At 46.4% G+C, this 22,336-nt stretch carries 24 protein-coding genes and 1 pseudogene; 14 read left to right on the forward strand and 11 right to left on the reverse strand.

Annotated elements, in window-relative coordinates:
• The first annotated feature begins 85 nt into the window (after positions 1-85).
• A complete protein-coding gene (rpmB, locus tag B6A14_RS05370; protein WP_011903570.1) occupies positions 86-319 on the forward strand; it encodes a 50S ribosomal protein L28 in 234 nt (77 codons plus the stop codon).
• A gap of 11 nt (positions 320-330) precedes the next feature.
• Entirely contained in the window at positions 331-498 is a 168-nt protein-coding gene (gene rpmG, locus B6A14_RS05375; protein ID WP_015421876.1) for a 50S ribosomal protein L33, read from the forward strand.
• A gap of 86 nt (positions 499-584) precedes the next feature.
• On the opposite strand, the gene B6A14_RS05380 is transcribed toward rpmG, so the two are convergent.
• Genes B6A14_RS05380 through purN form a run of 3 tightly spaced genes read right to left on the reverse strand, consistent with a single transcriptional unit; the run spans position 585 to position 3,997 of the window.
• Entirely contained in the window at positions 585-1,784 is a 1,200-nt protein-coding gene (locus tag B6A14_RS05380) for a DesA family fatty acid desaturase (RefSeq protein ID WP_087909433.1), read from the reverse strand.
• Between the two features lie 42 nt (positions 1,785-1,826).
• Positions 1,827-3,371, reverse strand: coding sequence for an RsmB/NOP family class I SAM-dependent RNA methyltransferase (locus B6A14_RS05385; RefSeq protein ID WP_087909434.1), 1,545 nt, complete (start codon positions 3,369-3,371; stop codon positions 1,827-1,829).
• Positions 3,368-3,997 carry a phosphoribosylglycinamide formyltransferase gene (gene purN, locus B6A14_RS05390; protein WP_087909435.1) on the reverse strand — a complete coding sequence of 210 codons (630 nt, stop codon included), beginning with the start codon at positions 3,995-3,997 and terminating at the stop codon, positions 3,368-3,370. The genes B6A14_RS05385 and purN overlap by 4 nt, the downstream gene beginning before the upstream one ends.
• 39 nt (positions 3,998-4,036) lie before the next feature.
• Here purN and B6A14_RS05395 point away from each other — a divergent pair, with 39 nt between their 5' ends.
• From B6A14_RS05395 to B6A14_RS05420, 6 genes are read left to right on the forward strand one after another with little or no spacing between them, the layout of a single operon-like run.
• Positions 4,037-4,987 carry a bifunctional riboflavin kinase/FAD synthetase gene (locus B6A14_RS05395; RefSeq protein WP_087909436.1) on the forward strand — a complete coding sequence of 317 codons (951 nt, stop codon included), beginning with the start codon at positions 4,037-4,039 and terminating at the stop codon, positions 4,985-4,987.
• The gene (ileS, locus tag B6A14_RS05400; RefSeq protein ID WP_407947075.1) at positions 4,962-7,838 is read left to right on the forward strand and encodes an isoleucine--tRNA ligase; all 2,877 of its coding nucleotides are present in this window, start codon (positions 4,962-4,964) and stop codon (positions 7,836-7,838) included. Before B6A14_RS05395 ends, ileS begins: the two co-directional genes overlap by 26 nt.
• An 11-nt stretch (positions 7,839-7,849) precedes the next feature.
• On the forward strand, positions 7,850-8,338 hold the full coding sequence (lspA, locus tag B6A14_RS05405) for a signal peptidase II (RefSeq protein ID WP_087909438.1): 489 nt from the start codon (positions 7,850-7,852) through the stop codon (positions 8,336-8,338).
• 9 nt (positions 8,339-8,347) lie between these two features.
• Positions 8,348-9,559: a bifunctional phosphopantothenoylcysteine decarboxylase/phosphopantothenate--cysteine ligase CoaBC gene (coaBC, locus tag B6A14_RS05410; RefSeq protein ID WP_087909439.1), complete on the forward strand. Its 1,212-nt coding sequence runs from the start codon at positions 8,348-8,350 to the stop codon at positions 9,557-9,559.
• A gap of 34 nt (positions 9,560-9,593) precedes the next feature.
• Positions 9,594-10,043, forward strand: coding sequence for a dUTP diphosphatase (gene dut, locus B6A14_RS05415; RefSeq protein ID WP_087909440.1), 450 nt, complete (start codon positions 9,594-9,596; stop codon positions 10,041-10,043).
• 3 nt (positions 10,044-10,046) lie between these two features.
• Positions 10,047-10,592, forward strand: coding sequence for a nucleoside deaminase (locus B6A14_RS05420; protein ID WP_087909441.1), 546 nt, complete (start codon positions 10,047-10,049; stop codon positions 10,590-10,592).
• Positions 10,593-10,646: 54 nt separating this feature from the next.
• Here the strand turns inward: B6A14_RS05420 and B6A14_RS05425 are convergent, their stop codons facing one another.
• The 3 genes and pseudogenes from B6A14_RS05425 to clpS all read right to left on the reverse strand — a co-directional run bounded on the left by B6A14_RS05425 (position 10,647) and on the right by clpS (position 13,518).
• Positions 10,647-10,880, reverse strand: a complete 234-nt coding sequence (locus tag B6A14_RS05425; RefSeq protein ID WP_087909442.1) for a hypothetical protein — start codon at positions 10,878-10,880, stop codon at positions 10,647-10,649.
• Between the two features lie 25 nt (positions 10,881-10,905).
• Positions 10,906-13,213, reverse strand: a pseudogene (gene clpA / locus B6A14_RS05430) (ATP-dependent Clp protease ATP-binding subunit ClpA).
• Positions 13,210-13,518 (reverse strand): ATP-dependent Clp protease adapter ClpS, encoded by a 309-nt coding sequence (gene clpS / locus B6A14_RS05435; protein WP_370625959.1) that lies wholly within the window; start codon positions 13,516-13,518, stop codon positions 13,210-13,212. Before clpS ends, clpA begins: the two are co-directional and overlap by 4 nt.
• A 325-nt stretch (positions 13,519-13,843) precedes the next feature.
• Between clpS and B6A14_RS05440 the strand changes: the two genes are divergently transcribed.
• Positions 13,844-14,047, forward strand: coding sequence for a cold-shock protein (locus tag B6A14_RS05440; RefSeq protein WP_011903586.1), 204 nt, complete (start codon positions 13,844-13,846; stop codon positions 14,045-14,047).
• A gap of 82 nt (positions 14,048-14,129) precedes the next feature.
• The gene (locus B6A14_RS05445; protein ID WP_087909444.1) at positions 14,130-14,582 is read left to right on the forward strand and encodes a DUF192 domain-containing protein; all 453 of its coding nucleotides are present in this window, start codon (positions 14,130-14,132) and stop codon (positions 14,580-14,582) included.
• Between the two features lie 72 nt (positions 14,583-14,654).
• Here B6A14_RS05445 and ppnP read toward each other — a convergent pair whose 3' ends face one another.
• The 3 genes from ppnP to argF all read right to left on the reverse strand — a co-directional run bounded on the left by ppnP (position 14,655) and on the right by argF (position 17,235).
• Positions 14,655-14,960 carry a pyrimidine/purine nucleoside phosphorylase gene (gene ppnP / locus B6A14_RS05450; RefSeq protein ID WP_087909445.1) on the reverse strand — a complete coding sequence of 102 codons (306 nt, stop codon included), beginning with the start codon at positions 14,958-14,960 and terminating at the stop codon, positions 14,655-14,657.
• A gap of 30 nt (positions 14,961-14,990) precedes the next feature.
• Positions 14,991-16,223, reverse strand: a complete 1,233-nt coding sequence (locus B6A14_RS05455; RefSeq protein ID WP_087909446.1) for an argininosuccinate synthase — start codon at positions 16,221-16,223, stop codon at positions 14,991-14,993.
• A 64-nt stretch (positions 16,224-16,287) separates the two neighbouring features.
• The gene (gene argF / locus B6A14_RS05460) at positions 16,288-17,235 is read right to left on the reverse strand and encodes an ornithine carbamoyltransferase (protein ID WP_201721483.1); all 948 of its coding nucleotides are present in this window, start codon (positions 17,233-17,235) and stop codon (positions 16,288-16,290) included.
• A gap of 152 nt (positions 17,236-17,387) precedes the next feature.
• On the opposite strand from argF, the gene B6A14_RS05465 reads away from it, so the two are divergent.
• The gene (locus B6A14_RS05465; RefSeq protein WP_087909448.1) at positions 17,388-17,702 is read left to right on the forward strand and encodes a DUF3579 domain-containing protein; all 315 of its coding nucleotides are present in this window, start codon (positions 17,388-17,390) and stop codon (positions 17,700-17,702) included.
• 73 nt (positions 17,703-17,775) lie between these two features.
• Here B6A14_RS05465 and rpsT read toward each other — a convergent pair whose 3' ends face one another.
• Positions 17,776-18,042: a 30S ribosomal protein S20 gene (gene rpsT, locus B6A14_RS05470; protein WP_071466054.1), complete on the reverse strand. Its 267-nt coding sequence runs from the start codon at positions 18,040-18,042 to the stop codon at positions 17,776-17,778.
• Between the two features lie 151 nt (positions 18,043-18,193).
• On the opposite strand from rpsT, the gene murJ reads away from it, so the two are divergent.
• Positions 18,194-19,747 (forward strand): murein biosynthesis integral membrane protein MurJ, encoded by a 1,554-nt coding sequence (gene murJ, locus B6A14_RS05475; RefSeq protein ID WP_087909449.1) that lies wholly within the window; start codon positions 18,194-18,196, stop codon positions 19,745-19,747.
• 5 nt (positions 19,748-19,752) lie between these two features.
• On the forward strand, positions 19,753-20,595 hold the full coding sequence (locus B6A14_RS05480; protein ID WP_087909450.1) for a SirB1 family protein: 843 nt from the start codon (positions 19,753-19,755) through the stop codon (positions 20,593-20,595).
• A 26-nt stretch (positions 20,596-20,621) separates the two neighbouring features.
• Here B6A14_RS05480 and B6A14_RS05485 read toward each other — a convergent pair whose 3' ends face one another.
• A complete protein-coding gene (locus B6A14_RS05485) occupies positions 20,622-21,269 on the reverse strand; it encodes a VTT domain-containing protein (RefSeq protein ID WP_087909451.1) in 648 nt (215 codons plus the stop codon).
• Between the two features lie 58 nt (positions 21,270-21,327).
• Here B6A14_RS05485 and miaA point away from each other — a divergent pair, with 58 nt between their 5' ends.
• On the forward strand, positions 21,328-22,332 hold the full coding sequence (miaA, locus tag B6A14_RS05490; RefSeq protein ID WP_087909452.1) for a tRNA (adenosine(37)-N6)-dimethylallyltransferase MiaA: 1,005 nt from the start codon (positions 21,328-21,330) through the stop codon (positions 22,330-22,332).
• The last annotated feature ends 4 nt before the right edge of the window (positions 22,333-22,336 follow it).

Here is a 22,336-nt window from a genome sequence, read left to right on the forward strand (position 1 = left end):
GCATAAGCCAAAGCCATTTAGGGCTAGCCCAAAATAGGTTAGGACTGATACAATCTTCTCTTTTCGCAATTAATGGAGTTATGTCATGGCAAAAGTTTGCCAAGTCACTGGGAAGAAGCCGATGGTTGGCAACAATGTATCCCATGCAAACAATAAAACGAAGCGTCGCTTTTTGCCGAATTTGCAAAACCGTCGCTTCTGGGTTGAATCTGAAAACCGCTGGATTAGCTTGCGCTTAACCAATGCTGGTTTGCGCGTTATCGACAAGAACGGCATTGATGCTGTGTTGTCTGATCTACGTGCACGTGGCGAAATTTAAGGAGCGCACAAATGGCTAAAGGCGGCAGAGAAAAAATCAAGTTAGAGTCATCAGCTGGTACTGGTCACTTCTACACTACTTCAAAAAACAAGCGTACTAAGCCTGAGAAAATGGAGATCATGAAGTTTGATCCTACTATTCGCAAGCATGTTGCTTACAAAGAAACAAAGCTTAAGTAATTTACTTCAAGCAAATAAAAAACCCGCTTAGTTGCGGGTTTTTTATTGCCTAAATCTTTTAACTCTTTACGCTTGCTCTCAACTCCTTAAGCGTAACGACGCAATCTTAATGAGAACTCGCGTAGACTGGTTAAGCCGCTATCTTCAGCGCGCTGGCACCACGCGTGCAGTTGTAAAACTAATTGCTCTCTGGTGGCGCTTGAACGACCCCAGATGGCTTGTAGATCGCGACGCATCTCAATCATCTTACGCAGTTGTGCATTGCTGGCCATGAGCTCTTCAAGCTTTGCCTTTTCATCATCGCTCAAGCGAGATTCATCCTTAGACAACCAAGTACGAGCATCACTCAAATGAGATGCCAGAACTTGCATATGCTGCACTTCATTGCTAAAGAAATTGCGCAAGGTCTTACTGTAGCGCGCCATGATTTCATAACGATTTGCAATGATGGCCTCTAATGTATTTTGATCAGCAGGACGTAAATCACTCAGCACTGGTTTAGGTGAAGTCTTTTTCACTGTTGCCAAACCAACAGCACTCATCATCTGAATATAGAGCCAACCAATATCAAACTCGTACCATTTATTTGATAACTTAGCGCTCGTAGCAAAGGTATGGTGATTGTTATGCAACTCTTCACCGCCAATCAAAATTCCCCAAGGCAAAATATTGGTAGAAGCATCTTCGCAATCAAAATTACGGTAGCCCCAGAAGTGGCCAATACCGTTAATCACACCAGCTGCAGTGATTGGGATCCATAACATTTGCACAGCCCAAACTGTTAGGCCGATACCGCCAAACAAAAATACATCGATGATGAGCATGATGGCAACGCCCTGCCAAGAAAACTTGGAATAAATATTGCGTTCAAGCCAGTCATCGGGAGTGCCATGACCAAACTTCTCCATCGTCTCTTGATTCTTGGCTTCACTTTTATAGAGCTCAGCACCCCGAGAAAGTACGGTACCAATTCCTAAAACTTGTGGACTATGTGGATCGTCGACGGTTTCACATTTGGCATGATGCTTGCGATGAATGGAGGCCCACTCCTTAGTCACCATGCCGGTAGTTAACCAGAGCCAAAACCGGAAAAAATGAGAAGCAATCGGATGCAGATCCAAGGCGCGATGAGCTTGGCAGCGATGCAAAAAGATGGTCACGGCAGCGATTGTGATGTGGGTTACCGCCAAGGTGAACAAGGTAATCTGCCACCAAGACCAATCCAAGTAGCCATTTGCTAGCCAATTGAGGAATAAATCAAAACCTGAGCTTGAAACTGTATTCAAAATTGAATCCTATTTAAGTAATAGCTCTTATTTTAGAGCTTTTTAGGTCTTTTTTGGCTTATCTTTCGCTAACTCTTCAGATTTTGGCTTTTCAGCCTTTTCAGGCTTGCTACCTTTTTTCTGGAAAACAGCCCCAAAAAAGCCATCGGTACCATGAATATGCGGCCATAACTGCCACCATGGATTATCCAGAGAGCAGCCTAAAGGTAATTTTTCCTTTGGAAACAGAGACTTGAGAACTTCTGCGGCTGGAACAACCTCAAACTCCGGGTGTTTGGCCAGAAAATCTTCTGCAATTCCTTGATTTTCTTGGGGCAAAAGGCTGCAAGTGGCATAAACCAAGCGTCCACCGGGTTTTAACAAGCGAGCCGCTGAGGCCAAAATATTCATTTGCTTTTGGTTGAGCTCTAAAACCCCCACTGGTGTTTGACGCCATTTGAGATCTGGATTGCGCCTTAATGTGCCCATTCCACTGCAAGGGGCATCTACCAAGACCCGGTCAATCTTTCCAGCTAAACGTTTGATCTTGGCATCATTCTCACTATCAATCCATACCGGATGAACGTTAGAGAGGCCGCTACGGGCTTGTCGTGGCTTTAAATTCGCTAGACGACGTTCAGATGTATCAAACGCATAAAGACGTCCGGTAGAACGCATCAGGGCACCAATCGCCAAAGTCTTACCACCCGCTCCAGCACAAAAGTCGACAACCATCTCACCACGCTTGGGGGCAAGCAAATACGCTAAGAGTTGACTACCCTCATCCTGAACTTCAAACATGCCTGCTTTAAATCCAGCAGTATTTTGCAAAGCAGGCTTGCCCATAATGCGCACACCATCTGGCGCATAGGGAGTTGGAATGGCTTGATAACGACCACCTAATGCATTCATCTGCACGAGTAATTCTTCGCGATTCGTTTTCATGGTGTTTGCGCGCAAATCCAAAAGTGCTGGATGCATTAGTGACTTAGCCAACTCTTCACGAGTTTCTTCACCAGGATATTTTCCAAATGCATCCCATAACCACTCTGGCAAATTATTGCGAACCAAGGGGTTTAACGCGGCAGGATCTACCGTAGCAAAACGTTGCAGCCATTCATACTCACCTGGCTTGAGAACATGTGCTAAATCTGCAATGGCACTTTCTGCCCGATTCGCAGAGCCGAGTCCACCCTCAGACAGAGCAGACAGCAAACCCAATAGGGCTAATCGTCTAGCCTGGGACCCTTCACCACTCGAGGCGAATTGTGAGAACTCATTTTTACGGCGCAAAATTGCGAATGCGCTCTCAGCAATTAATGCACGATCACGATTTCCGAGTTGTGGCTCAGCACGAAAATAACGGCTTACTACGCGATCTGCGGGCTGCTCAAAACTAAGTAACTCAGGTAGCAATCTTTCCAAATGAATCGCATGCTGCGGCAACGCCTTGGCATTCGAGAAATTCTTTTGGCCTTCTGGCGCAATTAAATTACCGCTAGCATTACGTCGCTCTGGGCGACGAAGCGGATCTTTAGATTTGGCAGCGTAACTTTTATGCGGAGCTAGTCTGTTTCCAGATTTGCGGGGTGGACGTTCTGCACTCATAATTTAAAAAATTGCGACTCTGGGGGTTGTAACTTCACTTGATTACCTTCTATTCGCAATCGTCCATCAAGGAACCATTTTACGGCCCGTGGGTAAATCTGATGCTCAGCAGTTAAAACACGGGCTGCCAAGGTATCGGGATCATCGCCATCCAGAACCGGAATGGAGGCTTGGCAAATAATCGGCCCCTCATCAACCCCTTCAGTGACAAAGTGGACTGTAGCGCCATGCTCCTTGACGCCAGCCTCTAAAGCCCGTTCATGGGTGTGCAAACCTGGGAATGCAGGCAAAAGGGCTGGGTGAATATTGACTAGGCGCCCCTCAAAATGGCGAATAAAGCCAGGAGTGAGAATTCTCATAAAACCGGCCAGCACCACTAAATCAGCCCTTAAAGCATCAATTTGCTCGATTAAGGCTGCATCAAAGGCTTCTCGAGAAGCATGCTCTTTGTGCTCCACGACCACAGCCGGAATACCCTGGGAGCGAGCAAAATCAAGGCCCTTAGCCGCTGAGTGATTGGCTATGACTCCCGCAAATTTGACTGGCCATTGCTCTTTTTGGGCAGTTTTAACAATGGCCTCGAAATTGGATCCGCGGCCCGAGATTAAGGTAACGATAGAAAGCATGCCCACAATATAATTGATGGCTACCCTGAAAGCGATTTTGTGAACGTATTCCGTGGCCCGACCCAGTTTTCTGCAGGACCTGCTTGTGCCCTCAGCATCGGTAATTTCGATGGCGTGCACAGGGGTCATCGCGCCCTACTGAAACAGCTCGTGGATGGCGCCAAGGAGCGGGGTCTAGTAAGTTGCGTCATGACCTTCGAGCCACACCCAAAAGAATTCTTCTCGCCAGAGCAAGCACCGCCGCGCATTCTGAATCTACGCGACAAACTTGCTGCCTTAACCGAACTCGGAATTGACCGTGTCATGGTGGAGCATTTCAATGCAGCATTTGCTCGACTCACTCCAGAAGAATTTGTTTCAGAAATTATTGTGAAGCGCCTGAACGCCAAATGGATTTTGATTGGCGATGATTTTTGCTACGGCGCAAAACGTGCAGGCAATTTTTCCAGCCTTAAGGCTGCAGGCGAAAAATATGGTTTTGAGGTTTCTAGCATTCAAACTATTTTGGAGGATGGCGAGCGAATTTCAAGTTCCGCATTACGTACCGCACTTGCCAACGGTGATATGAGCCTAGCTGAAAAATTATTAGGTCGTCCCTATGCAATTTCTGGCCATGTCATTCATGGACGGCAATTAGGCCGCAAACTTGGCTTCCCTACTTTGAATCTTGCCGTTGCTAATCACCTACATCACCGCAAACCAGCAACTAGTGGAATTTTTGCTGCGCAAGTCTTGGGCCTCAGCGAAAAGCCCTTACCCGCTGTAGCTAGCCTGGGTGTTAGGCCCACAGTAGAAGATGAAGGACGCGTGCTACTTGAGACGCATATCTTTGATTACCAACAAGATGTCTACGGAAAAATTATTACCGTAGAGCTCTTAGAAAAAATTCGTGACGAGGCTAAGTATGATGACCTCGACACCCTCACAAATGCAATTGCAGCAGATGCAAAGCATGCCAGAAATTATTTCCAGAAAAAAGCTTATGTCTGAAAAAGAAAACTCTTATCCCGTTAATCTTCTTGATACCGTATTTCCAATGCGAGGAGATCTAGCGAAGCGTGAACCACAATGGGTTGCTCAATGGCAAAAAAATAAGCTCTACGAAAAAATTCGTGCGGCACATGCCAATCAACCGAAGTTCATCTTGCATGATGGTCCCCCATATGCAAACGGTGATATTCATATTGGTCATGCCGTTAATAAAATCCTAAAAGACATGATTGTTAAATCTCGTTGGTTGATGGGTTTTGACTCTGTATATGTTCCTGGCTGGGATTGCCATGGCATGCCAATTGAGATTCAGATTGAAAAGCAGTTTGGGAAAAATCTTCCGACTGCTGAAGTGCAATCCAAAGCCCGTGCCTATGCCCAAGTGCAGGTCGACAAACAGAAAAAAGACTTTGAGCGATTAGGTGTTCTCGGAGATTGGAATAACCCTTATCTCACCATGAACTATCGCAATGAGGCCGATGAAATTCGTGCCTTAGGCAAGATCTGGGAAAAAGGATACGTCTTCCGTGGCCTCAAACCAGTGAACTGGTGCTTTGACTGCGGCTCGGCCCTAGCAGAAGCTGAAGTGGAGTACCAAGATAAGACAGACCCAACCGTTGATGTTGGTTTTGCCTTTGATGACGCTCAGCGTCCACAGCTTGCCAAAGCGTTTGGGCTGTCAGAACTTCCCAATAAGCCTGGTCAGATTGTGATCTGGACTACAACCCCTTGGACCATTCCTGCAAACCAAGCAATGAACGTTCACCCGGATCTGACTTATGCGTTGGTAGATGTTGGCGATAAGTTATTAATCCTAGCAAAAGATCGGGTTGAAACTTGCCTACAAGACTATGGCCTCGAAGGCAAAGTGATTGCAACGTGTACTGGCGCTCAATTAGCAAATATTTCTTTCTGGCATCCGCTCGCGCCATTGCATGAAGGCTATCAACGTCTTTCACCAATTTATCCAGCCGAGTACGTCACACTAGACACTGGTACGGGTATTGTTCACTCTGCACCTGCCTATGGCGAAGAAGACTTTAAGTCTTGCAAAGCAAACAAACTAGCTGATAAAGACATTCTCAATCCAGTTATGGGTAATGGCGTATATGCATCATGGTTACCGCTCTTTGCTAACGAGTACATCTGGAAAGCAAATCCCAAGATTGTGGAAGCTATGCGTGAAGCTGGCAGCTTGCTCCGCGATAAAACCTATACCCACTCGTATATGCATTGCTGGCGTCATAAGTCACCCATCATCTATCGCGCTACTTCGCAGTGGTTTGCAAGTATGGATAAGAAACCGTCCGATGGTAAAGCGAGCTTGCGTGAGACTGCATTAGCAGGCATTAATAGCACTGAGTTCTTCCCAGCCTGGGGCAAGCAACGTTTGCACAGCATGATCGCCAATCGCCCTGACTGGACTTTGTCACGTCAGCGCCAATGGGGTGTACCCATGGCTTTCTTTGTTCATAAAGAAAGTGGTGAGCCGCATCCACGTACTGTTGAGCTACTTGAAGAAGTAGCTAAGCGCGTAGAAAAAGATGGTATTGAAGCCTGGCAAAAATTAGAGCTTGCTGAACTACTCGGTGATGAAGCCACTCAATACGAAAAGAATCGTGACACTCTAGATGTCTGGTTTGATTCCGGCACAACACACTGGCATGTGATCCGCGGCTCGCACCGTAATGAGCTTCTTACGGCTGATGCAGAAACCCCCAATGGACGCCTAGCTGATTTATACCTCGAAGGCTCAGATCAACACCGCGGCTGGTTCCATTCTTCCTTACTGACTGGCGCAATGCTTGATGGTAAGCCACCTTATAAAGCGCTCCTCACCCACGGATTTACTGTTGACGGCCAAGGTCGCAAGATGAGCAAGTCTGTCGGCAACGTCATTGCTCCACAGCAAGTTGCCGACAAGCTCGGTGCTGAAATTATTCGGCTTTGGGTAGCCTCAACTGACTACTCTGGTGAAATGACGATCTCGGATGAGATTCTCAAACGGGTTACTGAGAGTTATCGTCGCATTCGCAACACACTACGCTTCTTATTAGCCAATCTCTCTGATTTTGATCCTAGCAAACATGCTATGCCTACTGAGCAATGGTTGGAAATTGATCGCTATGCCATCGCATTAGCAAACCAAATCCAGGGTGATGTTGAAGCGCACTACAAAGCATATGAATTTCATCCGGCTGTAGCTCGCATGCTGTCATTCTGCTCAGAAGATTTGGGCGGATTCTATTTGGATATTCTAAAAGATCGCCTCTATACCAGTGCACCCGACTCACCTGATCGTCGTGCGGCACAGAATGCTTTATTCCATATCACCCGTAATCTTCTAAAGTGGCTTGCCCCATTCCTCTCCTTTACCGCAGAAGAAGCATGGCAGGATTTTCCACATGGTGCAGGCAATAAGGCAGAGTCGATCTTCATGGAAGAGTTTGCCAGCTTCCCTGAAATTGCTAATGCAAATGAGTTGATCGATAAGTGGAACCGTATCCGCGAAATCCGCTCTGAAGTCACCAAAGCAATTGAAGTGGAGCGTGAAGCTGGCAATGTTGGCTCATCACTACAGGCTGAACTGACTATTAAAGTTGGAGATGTGGACTTTGCAATCCTGCATTCACTTGAGGATGACTTACGCTTTGTAACGATTACTTCAAGTGCCAATATTGAACTCAGTAATGAAGGTCTAGAGGTCTTAGTGCGCGGCAGTCAATACAAGAAGTGTGGTCGCTGCTGGCATCACACCAAAGATGTCGGTAGTAATGCAGATCATCCTGAACTCTGTGGTCGCTGTATTAGCAATCTTTTTGGCGATGGTGATCACCGCCTCTTTGCTTAATAGCTAAATTTATGAGCCTGGCATACCTACGCTATCTCGCAATTGCACTGATTACCTTGCTCTTGGATCAATTGAGTAAATGGTCAGCATTAAGTAATTTGCAGCTGGGTGTACCAGAGCCAGTCCTTCCTTTTATGAATTGGCTCCTCCTGTTTAATCCTGGAGCAGCATTTTCTTTTTTAGCGGAAGGCTCTGGTTGGCAACGCTGGTTCTTTACTATTATTGGCCTAGCAGCCTGCGTTTATATCCTCTGGCTGCTGCGCAAAAGTCTCAATGACAAAATGCTATGCGTATCGCTAAGCCTAATCCTAGGAGGTGCTCTTGGCAATGTTTTAGATCGCGTCATGTATGGAGCCGTCGTTGACTTTATTGATCTGTATTACTCAAGTTGGCATTGGCCCGCCTTCAATATTGCCGATAGCGCCATTTGCATTGGTGCTGGCCTCATCATTTGGGGCGAATTACGCAAGTCATTTGGCAAATCCGCCCAATCCCATTAAGCTGGCGCCATGCAATCACTTATCAATAAGAAAATCGTTCTCGGAATCTCTGGCGGCATTGCCGCCTATAAGACCCCTGAGCTTGCTCGTCAGTTGATGCAAGAAGGTGCTTCAGTACAAGTTGTCATGACTGAGGCTGCAACGCAATTCGTAACGCCTGTCACTATGCAAGCGCTCACGGGTAATCCGGTTTATACCAGTCAGTGGGATAGCAGCATTAGTAACAATATGGCCCATATCGAGCTGTCACGTGCTGCAGATGCTATTGTGATTGCACCTGCCAGTGCTGACTTAATGGCCAAGCTATCTCTAGGGTTAGCTGATGATTTACTCAGTACTCTGTGTCTTGCAAGAGATTGCCCGCTTTTACTCGCACCCGCAATGAATAAACAAATGTGGGAACACGCTGCTACCCAACGCAGCGTACAGCGGCTAGAGCAAGATAAGGTTACCCTTCTTGGCCCAGCAAGCGGCTTTCAGGCTTGTGGAGAAGTTGGTATGGGCAGAATGCTTGAGCCATCTGAAATTGCTGAACAAGTGATCGCTTTCTTTCAGAAAAAAACTTTGCTTGGAAAGAAAGTTTTAATTACTGCAGGCCCAACCTTTGAAGCCATTGATCCAGTTCGCGGCATTACCAATCACAGTTCAGGCAAGATGGGATTTGCGATTGCACGCGCTGCAGTCGAAGCTGGTGCACAAGTACAGCTTATCGCCGGCCCTTGTGATTTAGCAACACCATTAGAGGCGACTGGAAAGATTGCGCGCACCAATGTCACCAGCGCCAAAGAAATGCATCTAGCGGTACTCAATGATGCTGATTACGACATCTTCTTTGCTGTTGCTGCAGTAGCCGATTGGGGTATTGCAAAGCCCTCAAAAGAAAAGATTAAGCGTCAAGGCAAAGATGCACCGAGCATTGAATTTATTGCTAATCCTGACATTCTGTTAGATGTGGCAAAGACCGTTAAGAACAAAGGTGGCAAACCCCATCCATATTGCGTTGGCTTTGCAGCCGAATCTACTGATCTCGAGGCGCATGCAGCCGAAAAGCGTCAGCGTAAAGGGATCCCAATGGTTGTGGGCAATATCGGTCACGAAACCTTTGGTAGCGACCTCAACCAATTACTGGTAGTTGATGAAAATGGCAGCAAGAAAATTGCCAAAGCTGAAAAGCTTCAGCTCGCACGTCAACTCATTGCGCTAGTTGCCAAGAAAATTTAAATCGTTTTTTACATCTCCCGCTTTAGGAAATCCCATGCAATCCCTTCAAGTCAAAATTCTCGATGAACGTATGCGCGACCAATTGCCAGCTTATGGCACGCCGGGTAGCGCAGGCTTAGATTTACGTGCGTGCATTGATGCAACCATTGAGATTGCACCAGGCCAAACTGTTTTGGTACCAACCGGCCTAGCAATTTATGTGGAAGATCCCCGTTATGCCGCATTTATTCTGCCGCGTTCTGGTCTTGGGCATAAGCATGGGATCGTGTTAGGAAACTTAGTTGGCTTAATTGATTCCGACTACCAAGGGCAACTGATGGTCAGTACTTGGAATCGTGGCTCAACCGCATTTAAGCTAGAACCAATGGAGCGCCTAGCCCAATTGGTGGTGATGCCAGTCCAGCAAGTAGAACTCAAAGTAGTTGAGGAATTTACTGAGAGTAGTCGTGGCGCTGGCGGATTTGGTAGCACTGGCAGAGCTTAAATTATGAATCGCCGTAGCGCACTAATTTGTCTTTGCAGCATTGGCTTAGCCGGCCTTAGTCGCGGTGTATCAGCAAAAACAAATCTTTCATCTATTCCGATAAAACAGCATGAAATTGCTATGCGTGCAGCCATTGGCATGGGCTCACAAAACGCATCGTATCCGTTTGGGGCTGTCATCACCAACGCAAGTAGCGGGACAATACTCGCCAAAGGCTTTAATCAAACCTTTCAGAACCCTGTTCTTCATGGTGAGATGGTCTGCATTAACAACTATGTCAGTCAAGAAGGTAATAAAAATTGGGGCGACTGCGTCCTCTACACTACTGGTGAGCCATGCCCTATGTGTATGAGCGCTCTTATTTGGGCGGGTATTGGCGGCGTTGTCTATGGCAGCTCAGCAAAGTCCATTAAGCAAGCTGGTATTGATATTTTTACCTTTAGCGCAAAGGATATGAATCAGGGAAATAGCTTTAGTCAAACTCAATTATTAGGTGGCGTTCTTGAGCCAGAATGTAACGCCTTATTTATCAATCGTAAGCGATCATAAATACTCAAATATAAAAGCCACCCGAGGGTGGCTTTTATATTTGAGTAGCTCTACTTACTTGCGAATATGAGCTTTGCGTGCTGCATCTTGTGACATCCCAGCACCGGCGCCTTCTCGAGACTCTTTCTCAGCAGAAATTTCTTTACGACGCTCTTTACAAGAGCCTGCAATTTCCTGCAAGGCCTTACGAGCACGAGTAGCGGAAGCTTTAATTCCTTTACCTTCAAACTTTTCATGCTCAGCTTTATAAACCTCAAAAGCATCTAGCAATTTATCGTGATGGGACATGTTTTCCTTTTCTTATTATGTGAGTTTAAATTTCTTCTACAGGAACTACATCTGCTTTTGCAGTCTTTCCGGAGAGCGTGGGGGGCTCAAAGTTCAATTGCACCTTGCCATCAGCATCAATATCAACATCTACATGGCCACCCTGCGCCAACTTACCAAAGAGCAATTCATCAGCAAGCGCCTTGCGTACAGTATCTTGAATGATGCGCTGCATCGGACGAGCGCCCATTAATGGATCAAATCCGTGTTTGGCCAAATGAGCACGCAATGCTGTACTGAATGTGGCGTCAACCTTCTTCTCATGCAACTGCTCTTCCAGCTGCATTAAGAACTTATCAACCACCCGCATGATGATGGTTTCATCAAGAGCCTTAAAGGAAACGATAGCATCCAAACGGTTACGGAACTCTGGGGTGAAGAACTTCTTAATGTCCGCCATCTCATCACCAGACTCGCGTGCATTAGTAAAGCCGATGGTCGATTTCTGCATCGCCTCAGCGCCAGCGTTGGTAGTCATGATGATGATGACATTCCGGAAATCAGTCTTGCGACCGTTGTTGTCCGTTAAAGTGCCATGGTCCATTACCTGCAGGAGGATATTGAAAATATCCGGATGGGCTTTTTCAATCTCATCAAGCAAAAGCACGCAATGTGGCTTCTTGTTTACAGCCTCAGTCAGCAAACCACCCTGATCAAAGCCAACATATCCTGGAGGCGCGCCAATCAAACGGCTGACCGCATGACGCTCCATATACTCTGACATATCAAAGCGAAGTAACTCAATGCCTAAGATATAGGCGAGCTGCTTTGCAACTTCAGTCTTACCAACACCTGTTGGGCCAGAGAATAAGAATGAACCAATGGGACGATCGATCTTGCCCAGGCCAGCACGTGTCATCTTAATGGCGCTAGCAAGTGCTTCGATTGCGGGATCTTGACCGAAGACAACACTCTTAATATCGCGATCCAAGGTTTGTAATTTGCTACGGTCATCGACAGTAACGGACTGCGGCGGTATGCGTGCAATCTTCGCAACAATCTCTTCGATCTCTGGACGACCGATAGTTTTCTTCTGCTTAGACTTGGGCAAAATACGTTGAGCAGCACCAGCTTCATCAATCACATCGATTGCTTTATCCGGTAAATGGCGATCGTTGATATAGCGCGCAGAAAGTTCTGCTGCAGCCACCAAGGCCCCGGCAGCATACTTCACACTATGATGCTCTTCAAAGCGAGATTTGAGACCACGCAAGATTTGCACAGTCTGATCCACGGTTGGCTCAACGACATCCACTTTCTGAAAACGCCGCGACAAAGCGGCATCTTTTTCAAAAATGCCACGATACTCGGTGAAGGTTGTTGCGCCAATGCACTTGAGCTGACCATTAGATAAAGCAGGTTTTAAAAGATTGCTAGCGTCTAATGTTCCGCCTGATGCAGCACCAGCACCAATCAATGTATGAATCTCATCGATGAATAAAACACCATGGGCATGATCTTTCAGGGATTTAAGAACGCTCTTTAAGCGCTGCTCAAAGTCTCCGCGATATTTGGTACCAGCAAGTAAGGCGCCCATATCTAAGGAGTAGACAGTTGCATTAGCCAAGATGTCCGGTACGTCACCCTTTACGATACGCCAAGCCAAGCCCTCTGCAATGGCCGTTTTACCAACCCCAGCCTCACCAACCAACAGTGGGTTGTTCTTACGGCGCCGGCAAAGCACCTGAATAACGCGCTCTACTTCGCTTTCACGCCCAATGAGCGGATCAATCTTGCCTTGGCGAGCCAGTGCATTGAGATTTTGTGTGTACTGGTCCAGCGGACTCTCTTTACCAGATGAGGCGGCCTCTTCTGTTTCCTGAGCGGCATCTGCAGGCTTTACATGCTCAGCTTGATCTTTACGAACGCCATGACTAATAAAGTTCACCACATCCAATCGGGTCACACCTTGCTGCTGCCAAAAAATAGACTGCATGTGAATCTTTTTCGCCGAAGATGGCAACCAAGACATTTGCGCCAGTGACTTCTTTCTTACCATTGGAGGTTGATTGCACATGCATGATTGCGCGTTGAATCACACGCTGAAATCCAAGCGTAGGCTGGGTATCAACCTCATCATTGCCCGGCACAACCGGAGTGTTGTCATTGATAAAGTTTTTCAACTGTGCACGCAGCTCGGCGATATTGACCGCGCAGGCCTTAAGAACTTCGACTGCGGTTGCATTGTCCAAGAGCGCGGCCAACAAATGTTCAACCGTAATAAACTCGTGTCGCGATGCCCTCGCGTCAACAAACGCCATATGCAAACTAACTTCTAATTCTTGGGCAATCATGCTTCCTCCATAGTGCACTGTAGTGGGTGGCCCGCTTCACGCGAGAGTTCGATAACTTGATGCACCTTTGTGGCAGCAACATCGCGAGTAAATATCCCGCAAACACCTTTGCCAACTAAATGAACTTGCAACATGATGCGTGTAGCAGTTTCATGATCCTTATTAAAATACTCCTGAATCACCATCACGACAAATTCCATTGGCGTGTAATCGTCATTTAATAGTAAAACTTTATACATTGAGGGCGCCTTAACCTTCTCGGCCTGCTTTTCGAGAAGAATGGTGTCCTCAATATAGGGATTCATTGGTACGCCAGTAGTAGGGTTTTTTGGTGGACGGCTCATGAGAAACATTCTAAACACAGATATTCAAACTTTAATTTACTAGGGTCTTGTTGCTAAAAACCTGCAAAATTCCCCTGTTAAACCCATATTGGGGCATTTTTCAGTAAAAAAAGGGGTATTTACTAGGGGGTAAGTGAATATAACTCCTTGACACCCCTACAAAAAGGGCAAACAATCGGGGGGTAGGCTTCAAAAGAGGTTCTATTTAGGCGTGTTGTGGAGCGAGACTGATTAAAAAGTATTTACCCTCATCACGGTTGTTTTAAGTTTATGTAATGGAGTTCGCATGGCGACCGGAATTGTTAAGTGGTTCAATGATGCAAAAGGTTTTGGCTTTATCAAACCTGATGATGGTGAAGAAGAGTTGTTCGCGCATTTCAGCGCAATTACTATGCCTGGGTTCAAAACCCTTAAGGAAAACCAAAAGGTAACGTTTGACATTACCCAAGGCCCTAAAGGCAAGCAAGCTACTAATATCCAAGCAGCTTAATCTGCTTTAGATCATTACTAAAACCCAGGACTTGTTCCTGGGTTTTTTTTTGCCCGTAATTTACTCACTTAAAATGCGCTATATGCACATATCAATCAATAATTTTCGCCATCTGATTCCTTGCGCCTTTTTAGTCAGCTCAAGCCTGGCCTTCGCGCAAGTAAATACTAGCTTGCCAACTGTTGAACTAAAGACTGGCATCTACCGTATTCAAGCGGAGGTAGCCGATACCCCAGAAAAAAGACAGATTGGTTTAATGAATCGCACCAGCATGCCAATGAATTCTGGAATGCTCTTTGTATTTGAAGAAAAGGCTGGGCACTGCTTTTGGATGTTTAACACCAAGATCCCTCTCTCGATTGCATTCATTGCAGACGATGGCAAGATTGTGAATGTTGAAGAGATGCAAGCCGGGACAACGAATAACCACTGCCCTAAAGCTGCAGTGCGTTACGCGCTAGAGATGAATAAGCAATGGTTTTCTGAGCGAGTCATTAGCCCTGGGTCTGTGATAAGTGGGCTACCCAAGAAATAGTAACCACATTCTCTATCGAGAAATAAAAAACGCAGACCTTGGTCTGCGTTGTACTTTGGTAAAGCGAACTATTTATTCAAAGTGGCACACATAGTGCACTGGCTGTTCAGCTCTGATAATGAAGTAGCCACCCTTCTCTACTTCCCAGCTTTGACCGGCCTTGAACTCTTGCTCTGGAGTACCATTGATGCTCACAAACGCAGTGCCATCAACTACTTCCATTACTTCTCTAGTGCTGAGGTCAAAACGCAAGGTGCTTGGCAAAACAACGCCAACCGACTTGCGAACGCCATTGGGCAGAGTCACGGTGTGCGATACACACTTACCATCAAAAAATACATTGGCTTTTTTGCCTACTGAAACTTGATCAAATTGCATCTTGGTTCTTTCTAATCTAGTTATTACAAATTACTTCTTTACACGTTTCCGTTTTGCTATCTCAGCAATGCGCATACGCAAGGCATTGAGTTTGATAAACCCACCAGCATCAGCCTGGTTATAGGCGCCGCCATCGTCATCAAAGGTTGCGATGTTTTGATCAAACAAGGTATTTGCAGAGTCACGTGAGATTACAGATACAGAACCCTTATAGAGTTTTAAGCGTACAACGCCATTCACCATCTGCTGGGTATGGTCAATCAGAGTTTGCAAAGCAACACGCTCTGGTGCCCACCACAAGCCGTTGTAAATCAAGCTAGCGTAGCGTGGCATCAAGTCATCCTTTAAATGAGCCACTTCGCGATCGAGCGTAATGCTTTCAATGCCACGGTGAGCTTTGAGAAGAATTGTGCCGCCTGGAGTCTCATAGCAACCACGGCTCTTCATGCCAACGAAACGGTTTTCTACTAAATCAAGACGACCAATACCATGCATGCCGCCAATACGATTTAACTCAGCCAGCAACTCATGTGGCTTATAGGCTTTACCATTAATCGCAACAGGATCGCCGGCTTTAAATTCAATCTCAATAACTTCAGGGGTATCTGGAGCCTTTTCAGGAGAAATCGTCCAACGCCACATAGACTCTTCTGCCTCTGCGTTTGGATTTTCTAAATGGCGACCTTCGTAACTGATGTGCAAGAGATTGGCATCCATTGAGTATGGTGAGCCGCCCTGCTTATGCTTCATCTCAACTGGGATGCCATGCTTTTCTGCGTATGCCATCAACTTCTCGCGTGAGAGGAGATCCCATTCGCGCCATGGTGCAATCACTTTAATTCCTGGCTCAAGAGCGTAGTAACCCAACTCAAAGCGTACCTGGTCATTACCTTTGCCAGTAGCACCATGGGATACAGCATCCGCCCCGGTCAAACGAGCAATTTCAATTTGACGCTTGGCAATTAATGGGCGAGCGATTGAAGTGCCTAAGAGGTATTCGCCTTCATAGATCGTATTGGCACGGAACATTGGAAATACAAAGTCGCGAACAAACTCTTCACGCAAGTCATCAATAAAAATATTTTCTGGCTTGATACCAAATTGCAAAGCTTTTGCACGTGCTGGCTCTAGTTCTTCACCCTGGCCGAGGTCAGCAGTAAAGGTGACGATCTCGCAACCATAAGTGTCTTGAAGCCATTTCAAGATCACACTTGTATCGAGTCCACCTGAATAGGCTAGTACGGCTTTTTTAATATCAGACATGATGTTTTATTCAATCAAAAATTAATTAATAGACAACGAATACAAATTACTCAATATTTCCCTACTAGTCCAAGCGGCCACAGAGCAAATACTCCATCAAGGCCTTCTGCACATGTAAGCGATTTTCTGCTTCTTCCCAAACAATACTTTGCGGACCATCAATCACACCCGCAGAAACCTCTTCACCACGATGCGCTGGTAAACAATGCATAAATAATGCGTCCGGCTTTGCTAGTGACATTAAGTCTTCGTCCACCATCCAATCTTGGAAAGCATTCATGCGTGAAGTGTTTTCAGCTTCATAGCCCATGCTGGTCCAAACATCGGTAGTAACCATGTCTGCACCCTTGCATGCATCCTTTGGGTCAGTACAAATAGTGAGGTGTTTTGCCGCTGCTTTGGTTAAACGAGATGCATCTAACTGATAACCCTCGGGCGCCGAGAAGCGAATCTGAAAATCCAAACACTCGGCAGCCTGAATCCAGGTGTAAGCCATATTATTAGCATCTCCAACCCAAGCAACTGTCTTGCCTTGAATTGAGCCACGAGCTTCTACCAGCGTAAAAATATCTGCCAATACTTGGCAAGGATGATATTCATTGGTAAGGCCATTAATCACTGGCACTCTGGATTTGGAGGCAAAACGCTCAATGATGTCTTGGCCGAAGGTGCGAATCATGATGATGTCCGTCATTCTTGAAATGACTTGCGCAGCGTCTTCTACAGGCTCACCACGACCTAACTGGGTATCACGGGTGTTGAGGTATACGGCATGCCCGCCAAGCTGATGTATGCCCGCCTCAAAAGAGAGACGGGTACGCGTGGAATGCTTCTCAAAAATCATGGCCAATGTGCGGTCATGAAGCGGGTGCCAAGTTTCGTAACTCTTGAACTTCGACTTGAGCCATGCTGCTCTTTTCAGCAGGTAGTCATATTCTTCACGGGTAAGGTCAGAAAACTGCAGATAGTGCTTGACCTGACCGGGCACTTGAGGCTTTGCCAGAGATGTCATAGTTGAGCTTTCTACTAAAGTTTTGGCTTGCATTTTTTTCTTAAAACATTCGACTGCACGAAAATTGAACCTAAAGTCATCTTACGGCCAACTCAGGCTGTTAAGCTAGAGGGCTTAGTAATATTGATTCCCACCACCTTCTTGACGCGAACTTGAACCACAAAAAGCTTTTCATTCAAGGCATCACCACTTCTGGCAAACCATTTCGTCCCAGTGATTGGGCGGAGCGTCTGTGCGGGGTAATGGCTAGCTTTCGCCCCCCAGGAGATTCTGGAGACCCTCGCTTCACTTATTCGCCCTATGTCAGACCAGTGCTTATTGCAAAAGTGAAATGCGTTGTTATCGATACCAGACTGGGAGATCTTGATCCAAGGGCGCTTGACTTTGTCATGAACTTTGCCAAAGACAACGACCTTCCAATCGAAGAAGCCTGTGAGTTTGAACCCAAACCACAAACCCAGTCCTAAAAACAAAAACCCGCTCTGATGAGGAGCGGGCCTAGGTCGAAATTACTTCGACCAGCCTAAAACTAATACTGTATTACGCTGCCATCGCCTTAATAGCTGCGGACAAACGTGACTTCTGACGAGCTGCAGTATTTTTATGAGCAATCTTTTTGTCAGCAATCTTGTCGATTGTTGCTTGAGTTGCTGCGAATACTTTCGCTGCAGACGCTTTATCGCCAGTTTCAATAGCCTTACGAACTGCCTTGATGGAAGTGCGTAGCTTTGAACGCAAACTGGAGTTGTGTTCGTTCTGTTTTACTGCCTGGCGTGCGCGCTTACGCGCTTGTGCTGTATTGGCCATCTTTAAACCTTGCCTCTATAAATTGCAAAATGCGATTAGTTAAAAATCCTGCGGTCTTGCCAGATTCATAAGCAAGCTCGCCAAAACCCAAGATTTTACCTTAAAGGGGCAAAAAAGCCCAGTCGACCCATAAATAGGTGAAAATCGGCTCATGAACCTGCTTTCTGCCGCCGCCAAGGTTAGCTCCTTCACCATGCTGTCCCGCATTACGGGATTGCTCCGGGAGACCCTGATTGCCCGTAGCTTCGGGGCCTCAGAGTGGACGGATGCCTTTAATGTGGCATTCAGGATCCCCAATTTACTGCGTCGTTTATTTGCTGAAGGGGCCTTTTCTCAGGCTTTTGTACCTATTTTGGGAGAAATCTCCAAGGATGGGGACCAAAAACAGGCCCACATCCTCGTTAATGCGGTCGCTACCCTCTTATTTTGGGCTTTACTGCTCACGGTATTGCTAGGCGTCATTGGCGCGCCCTTGCTCATTCTGGTGATTGCTACCGGGTTTAGTGGTGGTCCAGCCTATGAGGCTAGCGTTGTGATGACCCGCATCATGTTTCCTTATATTGGGCTGATTTCTCTAGTTTCACTATCCGCTGGAATTTTGAATACTTTTCAGCGTTTTGCGATTCCAGCATTTACGCCCGTTTTATTAAACCTGGCCTTAATTGGAAGTGCGCTATTTTTGGCGCCCCATTTGGAGCAACCAATCTACGCCTTGAGTGTTGGCGTGCTCTTAGGTGGCGTCTTGCAATTAGCAATTCAGATTCCCGCACTTTCTCGCATAGGACTTTTGCCACGCATTGGTTTATTACCAGGTGCCGTTAAATCTGCTGTCGCCAATCCTGAAGCAAGGCGAGTTTTAAAGTTGATGGGGCCGGCAGTCTTTGCCGTATCGGTCGCACAAATATCCCTCATCATTAATACTAATATTGCCTCACGCTTACAAACTGGAAGTGTGTCCTGGCTATCCTATGCCGATCGCTTGATGGAGTTTCCAACAGCCTTATTAGGTGTAGCTTTAGGCACCGTTCTACTTCCAAGTCTAAGTAAGGCCAATGCAAAAAATGATTTAGCGCACGCCGGTGAATTATTGATCTGGGGATTGCAACTCACATTCTTATTAGCTACACCCTGTGCAATTGCGCTCTTTATTTTCGGTGAACCACTTGCGGCAGTGTTGTATCACTATGGAAAATTTAATGCGCTAGATGTCCTAATGACGCAACGCGCATTAGCTGCTTATGGCGTTGGTTTAATTGGATTAATTTTGGTCAAAATTTTGGCACCTGGTTTTTATTCTCGCCAAGATATACGCACTCCAGTAAAAATTGGCCTGCTGGTTCTTGTCGCAACCCAATTAGCAAACATCATTTTTGTTCCCTGGCTAGGACATGCAGGCCTGGCCCTCTCTGTTGGTGCTGGTGCCTGCCTCAATGCCGCTCTGCTATGGGTTGGCTTGCATCAGCGTGGCGCCCTGCCTAGCTCGGCTTGGGCGAAATACCTTGGGCAACTGTTTGTTGCCTTGCTACCTTTTTCAGCAGTCCTTTTTTATGCTGCTGGAGCACATAATTGGATTGCCCTCCAGGCCGAACCCTGGACGCGCATTGGCCTCCTGGGGGCATGGCTAGCCGCTGCTGCCATTGTTTACTTTAGCGCCCTAGGTCTTGTTGGAATTCGCTGGCAAAAATTCTTGCGTCATGCAAAATAGGAACTATGCCAACACAACAACTCGACTATTTCACCTCTTTAGTTGCTGAAGATGAACATTTTCCGCTGACGGAGGCTGCAATCGCCGTGGCGCAACATGCATATCCAGATTTAGATGTTCAAGGGGTGCTAGATCAACTAGATCAACTCGGCAATAAGCTAAAGTCACGAATCACTCCAGACACGTCACCGATTCAGCGCTTGCAAATTCTGAAGCACTTTTTTTATACCGAGTTAGGCTTTGGCCCTAACCCGAACGATTTCTACGCGCCCGAAAATTCTTATTTGCATTATGTGCTTGAAAATCGCAGAGGCATTCCGATTTCACTAGCTATTCTCATGATTGAATTGGGAAATCAAATTGGTTTAAAGATTCGTGGCGTTTCATTTCCAAACCATTTCATGATGCGCATCTCTTTGCAACAAGGCGAGGTCATCATGGATCCGCTTACCGGTGAATCGCTCTCTAAAAATCAACTACAAGAGATGTTAGATCCCTACTTGGATGCCAAGGGCTACCGTGGTGAATTAAGCCTGCCCCTCAATGTCTTCCTGCGGGCCTCTAACCCACGTGAAATCTTGTCTCGCTTCCTGCGTAATCTCAAAATGATCTATTCAGAACATGAGCGTTGGGAACGCCTACTGGGCATTCAGGAGCGCTTAGTGATTCTGCTGCCAGATTCAATCGAAGAAGTTCGTGATCGCGGACTCATCTTTGCCCAACTCGAATATTTACGCCCCGCTTTAGAGGATATGCATCGCTACCTGAGCGAATCACCAGAAGCAGAAGATGCTAGCGATATTCGTGAACATATTGCCACGCTAGAAAGCCAAGCGAAGTTTCATTAAGTCTTCGCCTGCAAGCATAAGACTTACTATTGCTTTTGTTTGCGCTGAAATATTTTATAAAGCGCAGCCAAAACAACTGGTATTGCTGCAGCGCCAATACCAACCAAAACAATCACATTTAAGTTTTGGCGAATGATCGGAATATTTCCAAAAAAGTATCCAGCAATCACTAGGCCAAAGACCCACAGTAAGGCTCCGGTGATATTGAAAAACTGAAAACGTGAGAAGTTCATCTCAGAGACGCCCGCAATAAACGGTGCAAAGGTACGAATGATGGGTAGGAAGCGTGCCAAGATAATAGTCTTACCACCATGCTTCTCATAAAACGCATGGGTCTTTAATAACGCTCGCTGATCAATCCAGCGCGACTGACTACTAAAAATTCTTTTACCAATCCAGCGCCCAATAAAGTAGTTAACAGTATTACCTGCCACTGCAGCGATAAACAAGCCAAAGCACAAGGTCCAGAGATTGAAATGCTCGGTTGCACAATAAGCCCCGGCAATAAACAAAAGCGAGTCCCCCGGCAAGAATGGTGCAATCACTAGACCAGTTTCAGCAAATACGATCGCAAATAACAAGCCATAAGCCCAGGGGCCATATTGCGCAATCACCACATCTAAATGACGGTCAATGTGCAGAAATAAATCACTAAGTTGTAAAAGGGCATCCATCCACTGGCACTCCAAATATTGGCTTGATGCGGATATTAACAGGCTCTTATAATCAGGCATGCAAACTGAACCCTACATTCAGCATCTGCATGCTCCAGAGATCATTCCAGTACTTTGTATTGTGGGTCCCACTGGTGCAGGCAAAACCCATCTCGCCATGCTGCTTGCTGAGCACGCTAAATCTATTGGCTTAACGATTGAACTCATCAGCATGGACTCTGCATTGGTCTATCGCGGTTTAGATATTGGCAGTGCAAAGCCCACAAAAGCAGAACAAGCAGCAGTAATTCATCATCTCATCGATATTCTTGAACCTACAGAGGTTTATTCAGCAGCACGCTTTTCTAAAGACGCCACTCGTCTTTGCTCAGAAATCCGCAGTAGAGGAAATATTCCTGTAGTGGTTGGTGGCACGATGCTGTATTGGCGTGCCTGGGCACATGGACTATCTGCCCTTCCAACCGCTAACCCAGAAATTCGTGCACGCCTAGATGAAGAAGGTAAAGCCATTGGTTGGCCAGCAATGCACGCCAAACTTGCAGCAGTAGACCCAGAAACAGCGGCACGCTTAAAGCCCAATGATTCACAACGGGTACAGCGTGCGCTAGAGGTATTTGAGATCACTGGCAAGCCAATGTCCATTTTGTTAGCCGACTCACCTAGTGAAGATGGTAGAGAAGGTTCAAGCATTCCAGCATGGATTCATTTAGTGTCACTTGAACCCAGTGATCGCGCAAGATTGCACGCCAACCTAGAAAAACGATTTGACGAAATGCTCGCCGCTGGATTTATGGATGAAGTCAAAGCGCTACGCACCAATTCCAACTTACATGCAGATCTTCCTGCCATTCGTTCGGTAGGCTATCGACAAGCATGGGAATTTCTGAACGGTGAAATTGATCTTGATCAGATGCGCTATAAAGCTTTGGCAGCTACAAGGCAGTTGGGTAAAAGGCAATTGACTTGGTTGCGCGCAATTGCAGGCAGAAAAACCTTCGACCCCTTCAAGCCAGAAGAACTTGCAGCAGCACTGGACTACTGCAAAAGCACTTTACAAAAATAAAACG

The organism is Polynucleobacter hirudinilacicola (assembly GCF_002192535.1).
Lineage (GTDB): Bacteria > Pseudomonadota > Gammaproteobacteria > Burkholderiales > Burkholderiaceae > Polynucleobacter > Polynucleobacter hirudinilacicola.

Coding starts and splice junctions, on each gene's coding strand:
- rpmB (WP_011903570.1), top strand. CDS start 86: ATGGCAAAAGTTTGCCAAGTCACTGGGAAGAAGCCGATGGTTGGCAAC.
- rpmG (WP_015421876.1), top strand. CDS start 331: ATGGCTAAAGGCGGCAGAGAAAAAATCAAGTTAGAGTCATCAGCTGGT.
- B6A14_RS05385 (WP_087909434.1), bottom strand. CDS start 3,371: ATGAGTGCAGAACGTCCACCCCGCAAATCTGGAAACAGACTAGCTCCG.
- purN (WP_087909435.1), bottom strand. CDS start 3,997: ATGCTTTCTATCGTTACCTTAATCTCGGGCCGCGGATCCAATTTCGAG.
- lspA (WP_087909438.1), top strand. CDS start 7,850: ATGAGCCTGGCATACCTACGCTATCTCGCAATTGCACTGATTACCTTG.
- coaBC (WP_087909439.1), top strand. CDS start 8,348: ATGCAATCACTTATCAATAAGAAAATCGTTCTCGGAATCTCTGGCGGC.
- dut (WP_087909440.1), top strand. CDS start 9,594: ATGCAATCCCTTCAAGTCAAAATTCTCGATGAACGTATGCGCGACCAA.
- B6A14_RS05420 (WP_087909441.1), top strand. CDS start 10,047: ATGAATCGCCGTAGCGCACTAATTTGTCTTTGCAGCATTGGCTTAGCC.
- B6A14_RS05425 (WP_087909442.1), bottom strand. CDS start 10,880: ATGTCCCATCACGATAAATTGCTAGATGCTTTTGAGGTTTATAAAGCT.
- clpS (WP_370625959.1), bottom strand. CDS start 13,518: ATGAATCCCTATATTGAGGACACCATTCTTCTCGAAAAGCAGGCCGAG.
- B6A14_RS05440 (WP_011903586.1), top strand. CDS start 13,844: ATGGCGACCGGAATTGTTAAGTGGTTCAATGATGCAAAAGGTTTTGGC.
- B6A14_RS05445 (WP_087909444.1), top strand. CDS start 14,130: ATGCACATATCAATCAATAATTTTCGCCATCTGATTCCTTGCGCCTTT.
- ppnP (WP_087909445.1), bottom strand. CDS start 14,960: ATGCAATTTGATCAAGTTTCAGTAGGCAAAAAAGCCAATGTATTTTTT.
- B6A14_RS05455 (WP_087909446.1), bottom strand. CDS start 16,223: ATGTCTGATATTAAAAAAGCCGTACTAGCCTATTCAGGTGGACTCGAT.
- argF (WP_201721483.1), bottom strand. CDS start 17,235: ATGACATCTCTGGCAAAGCCTCAAGTGCCCGGTCAGGTCAAGCACTAT.
- rpsT (WP_071466054.1), bottom strand. CDS start 18,042: ATGGCCAATACAGCACAAGCGCGTAAGCGCGCACGCCAGGCAGTAAAA.
- murJ (WP_087909449.1), top strand. CDS start 18,194: ATGAACCTGCTTTCTGCCGCCGCCAAGGTTAGCTCCTTCACCATGCTG.
- B6A14_RS05480 (WP_087909450.1), top strand. CDS start 19,753: ATGCCAACACAACAACTCGACTATTTCACCTCTTTAGTTGCTGAAGAT.
- B6A14_RS05485 (WP_087909451.1), bottom strand. CDS start 21,269: ATGGATGCCCTTTTACAACTTAGTGATTTATTTCTGCACATTGACCGT.
- miaA (WP_087909452.1), top strand. CDS start 21,328: ATGCAAACTGAACCCTACATTCAGCATCTGCATGCTCCAGAGATCATT.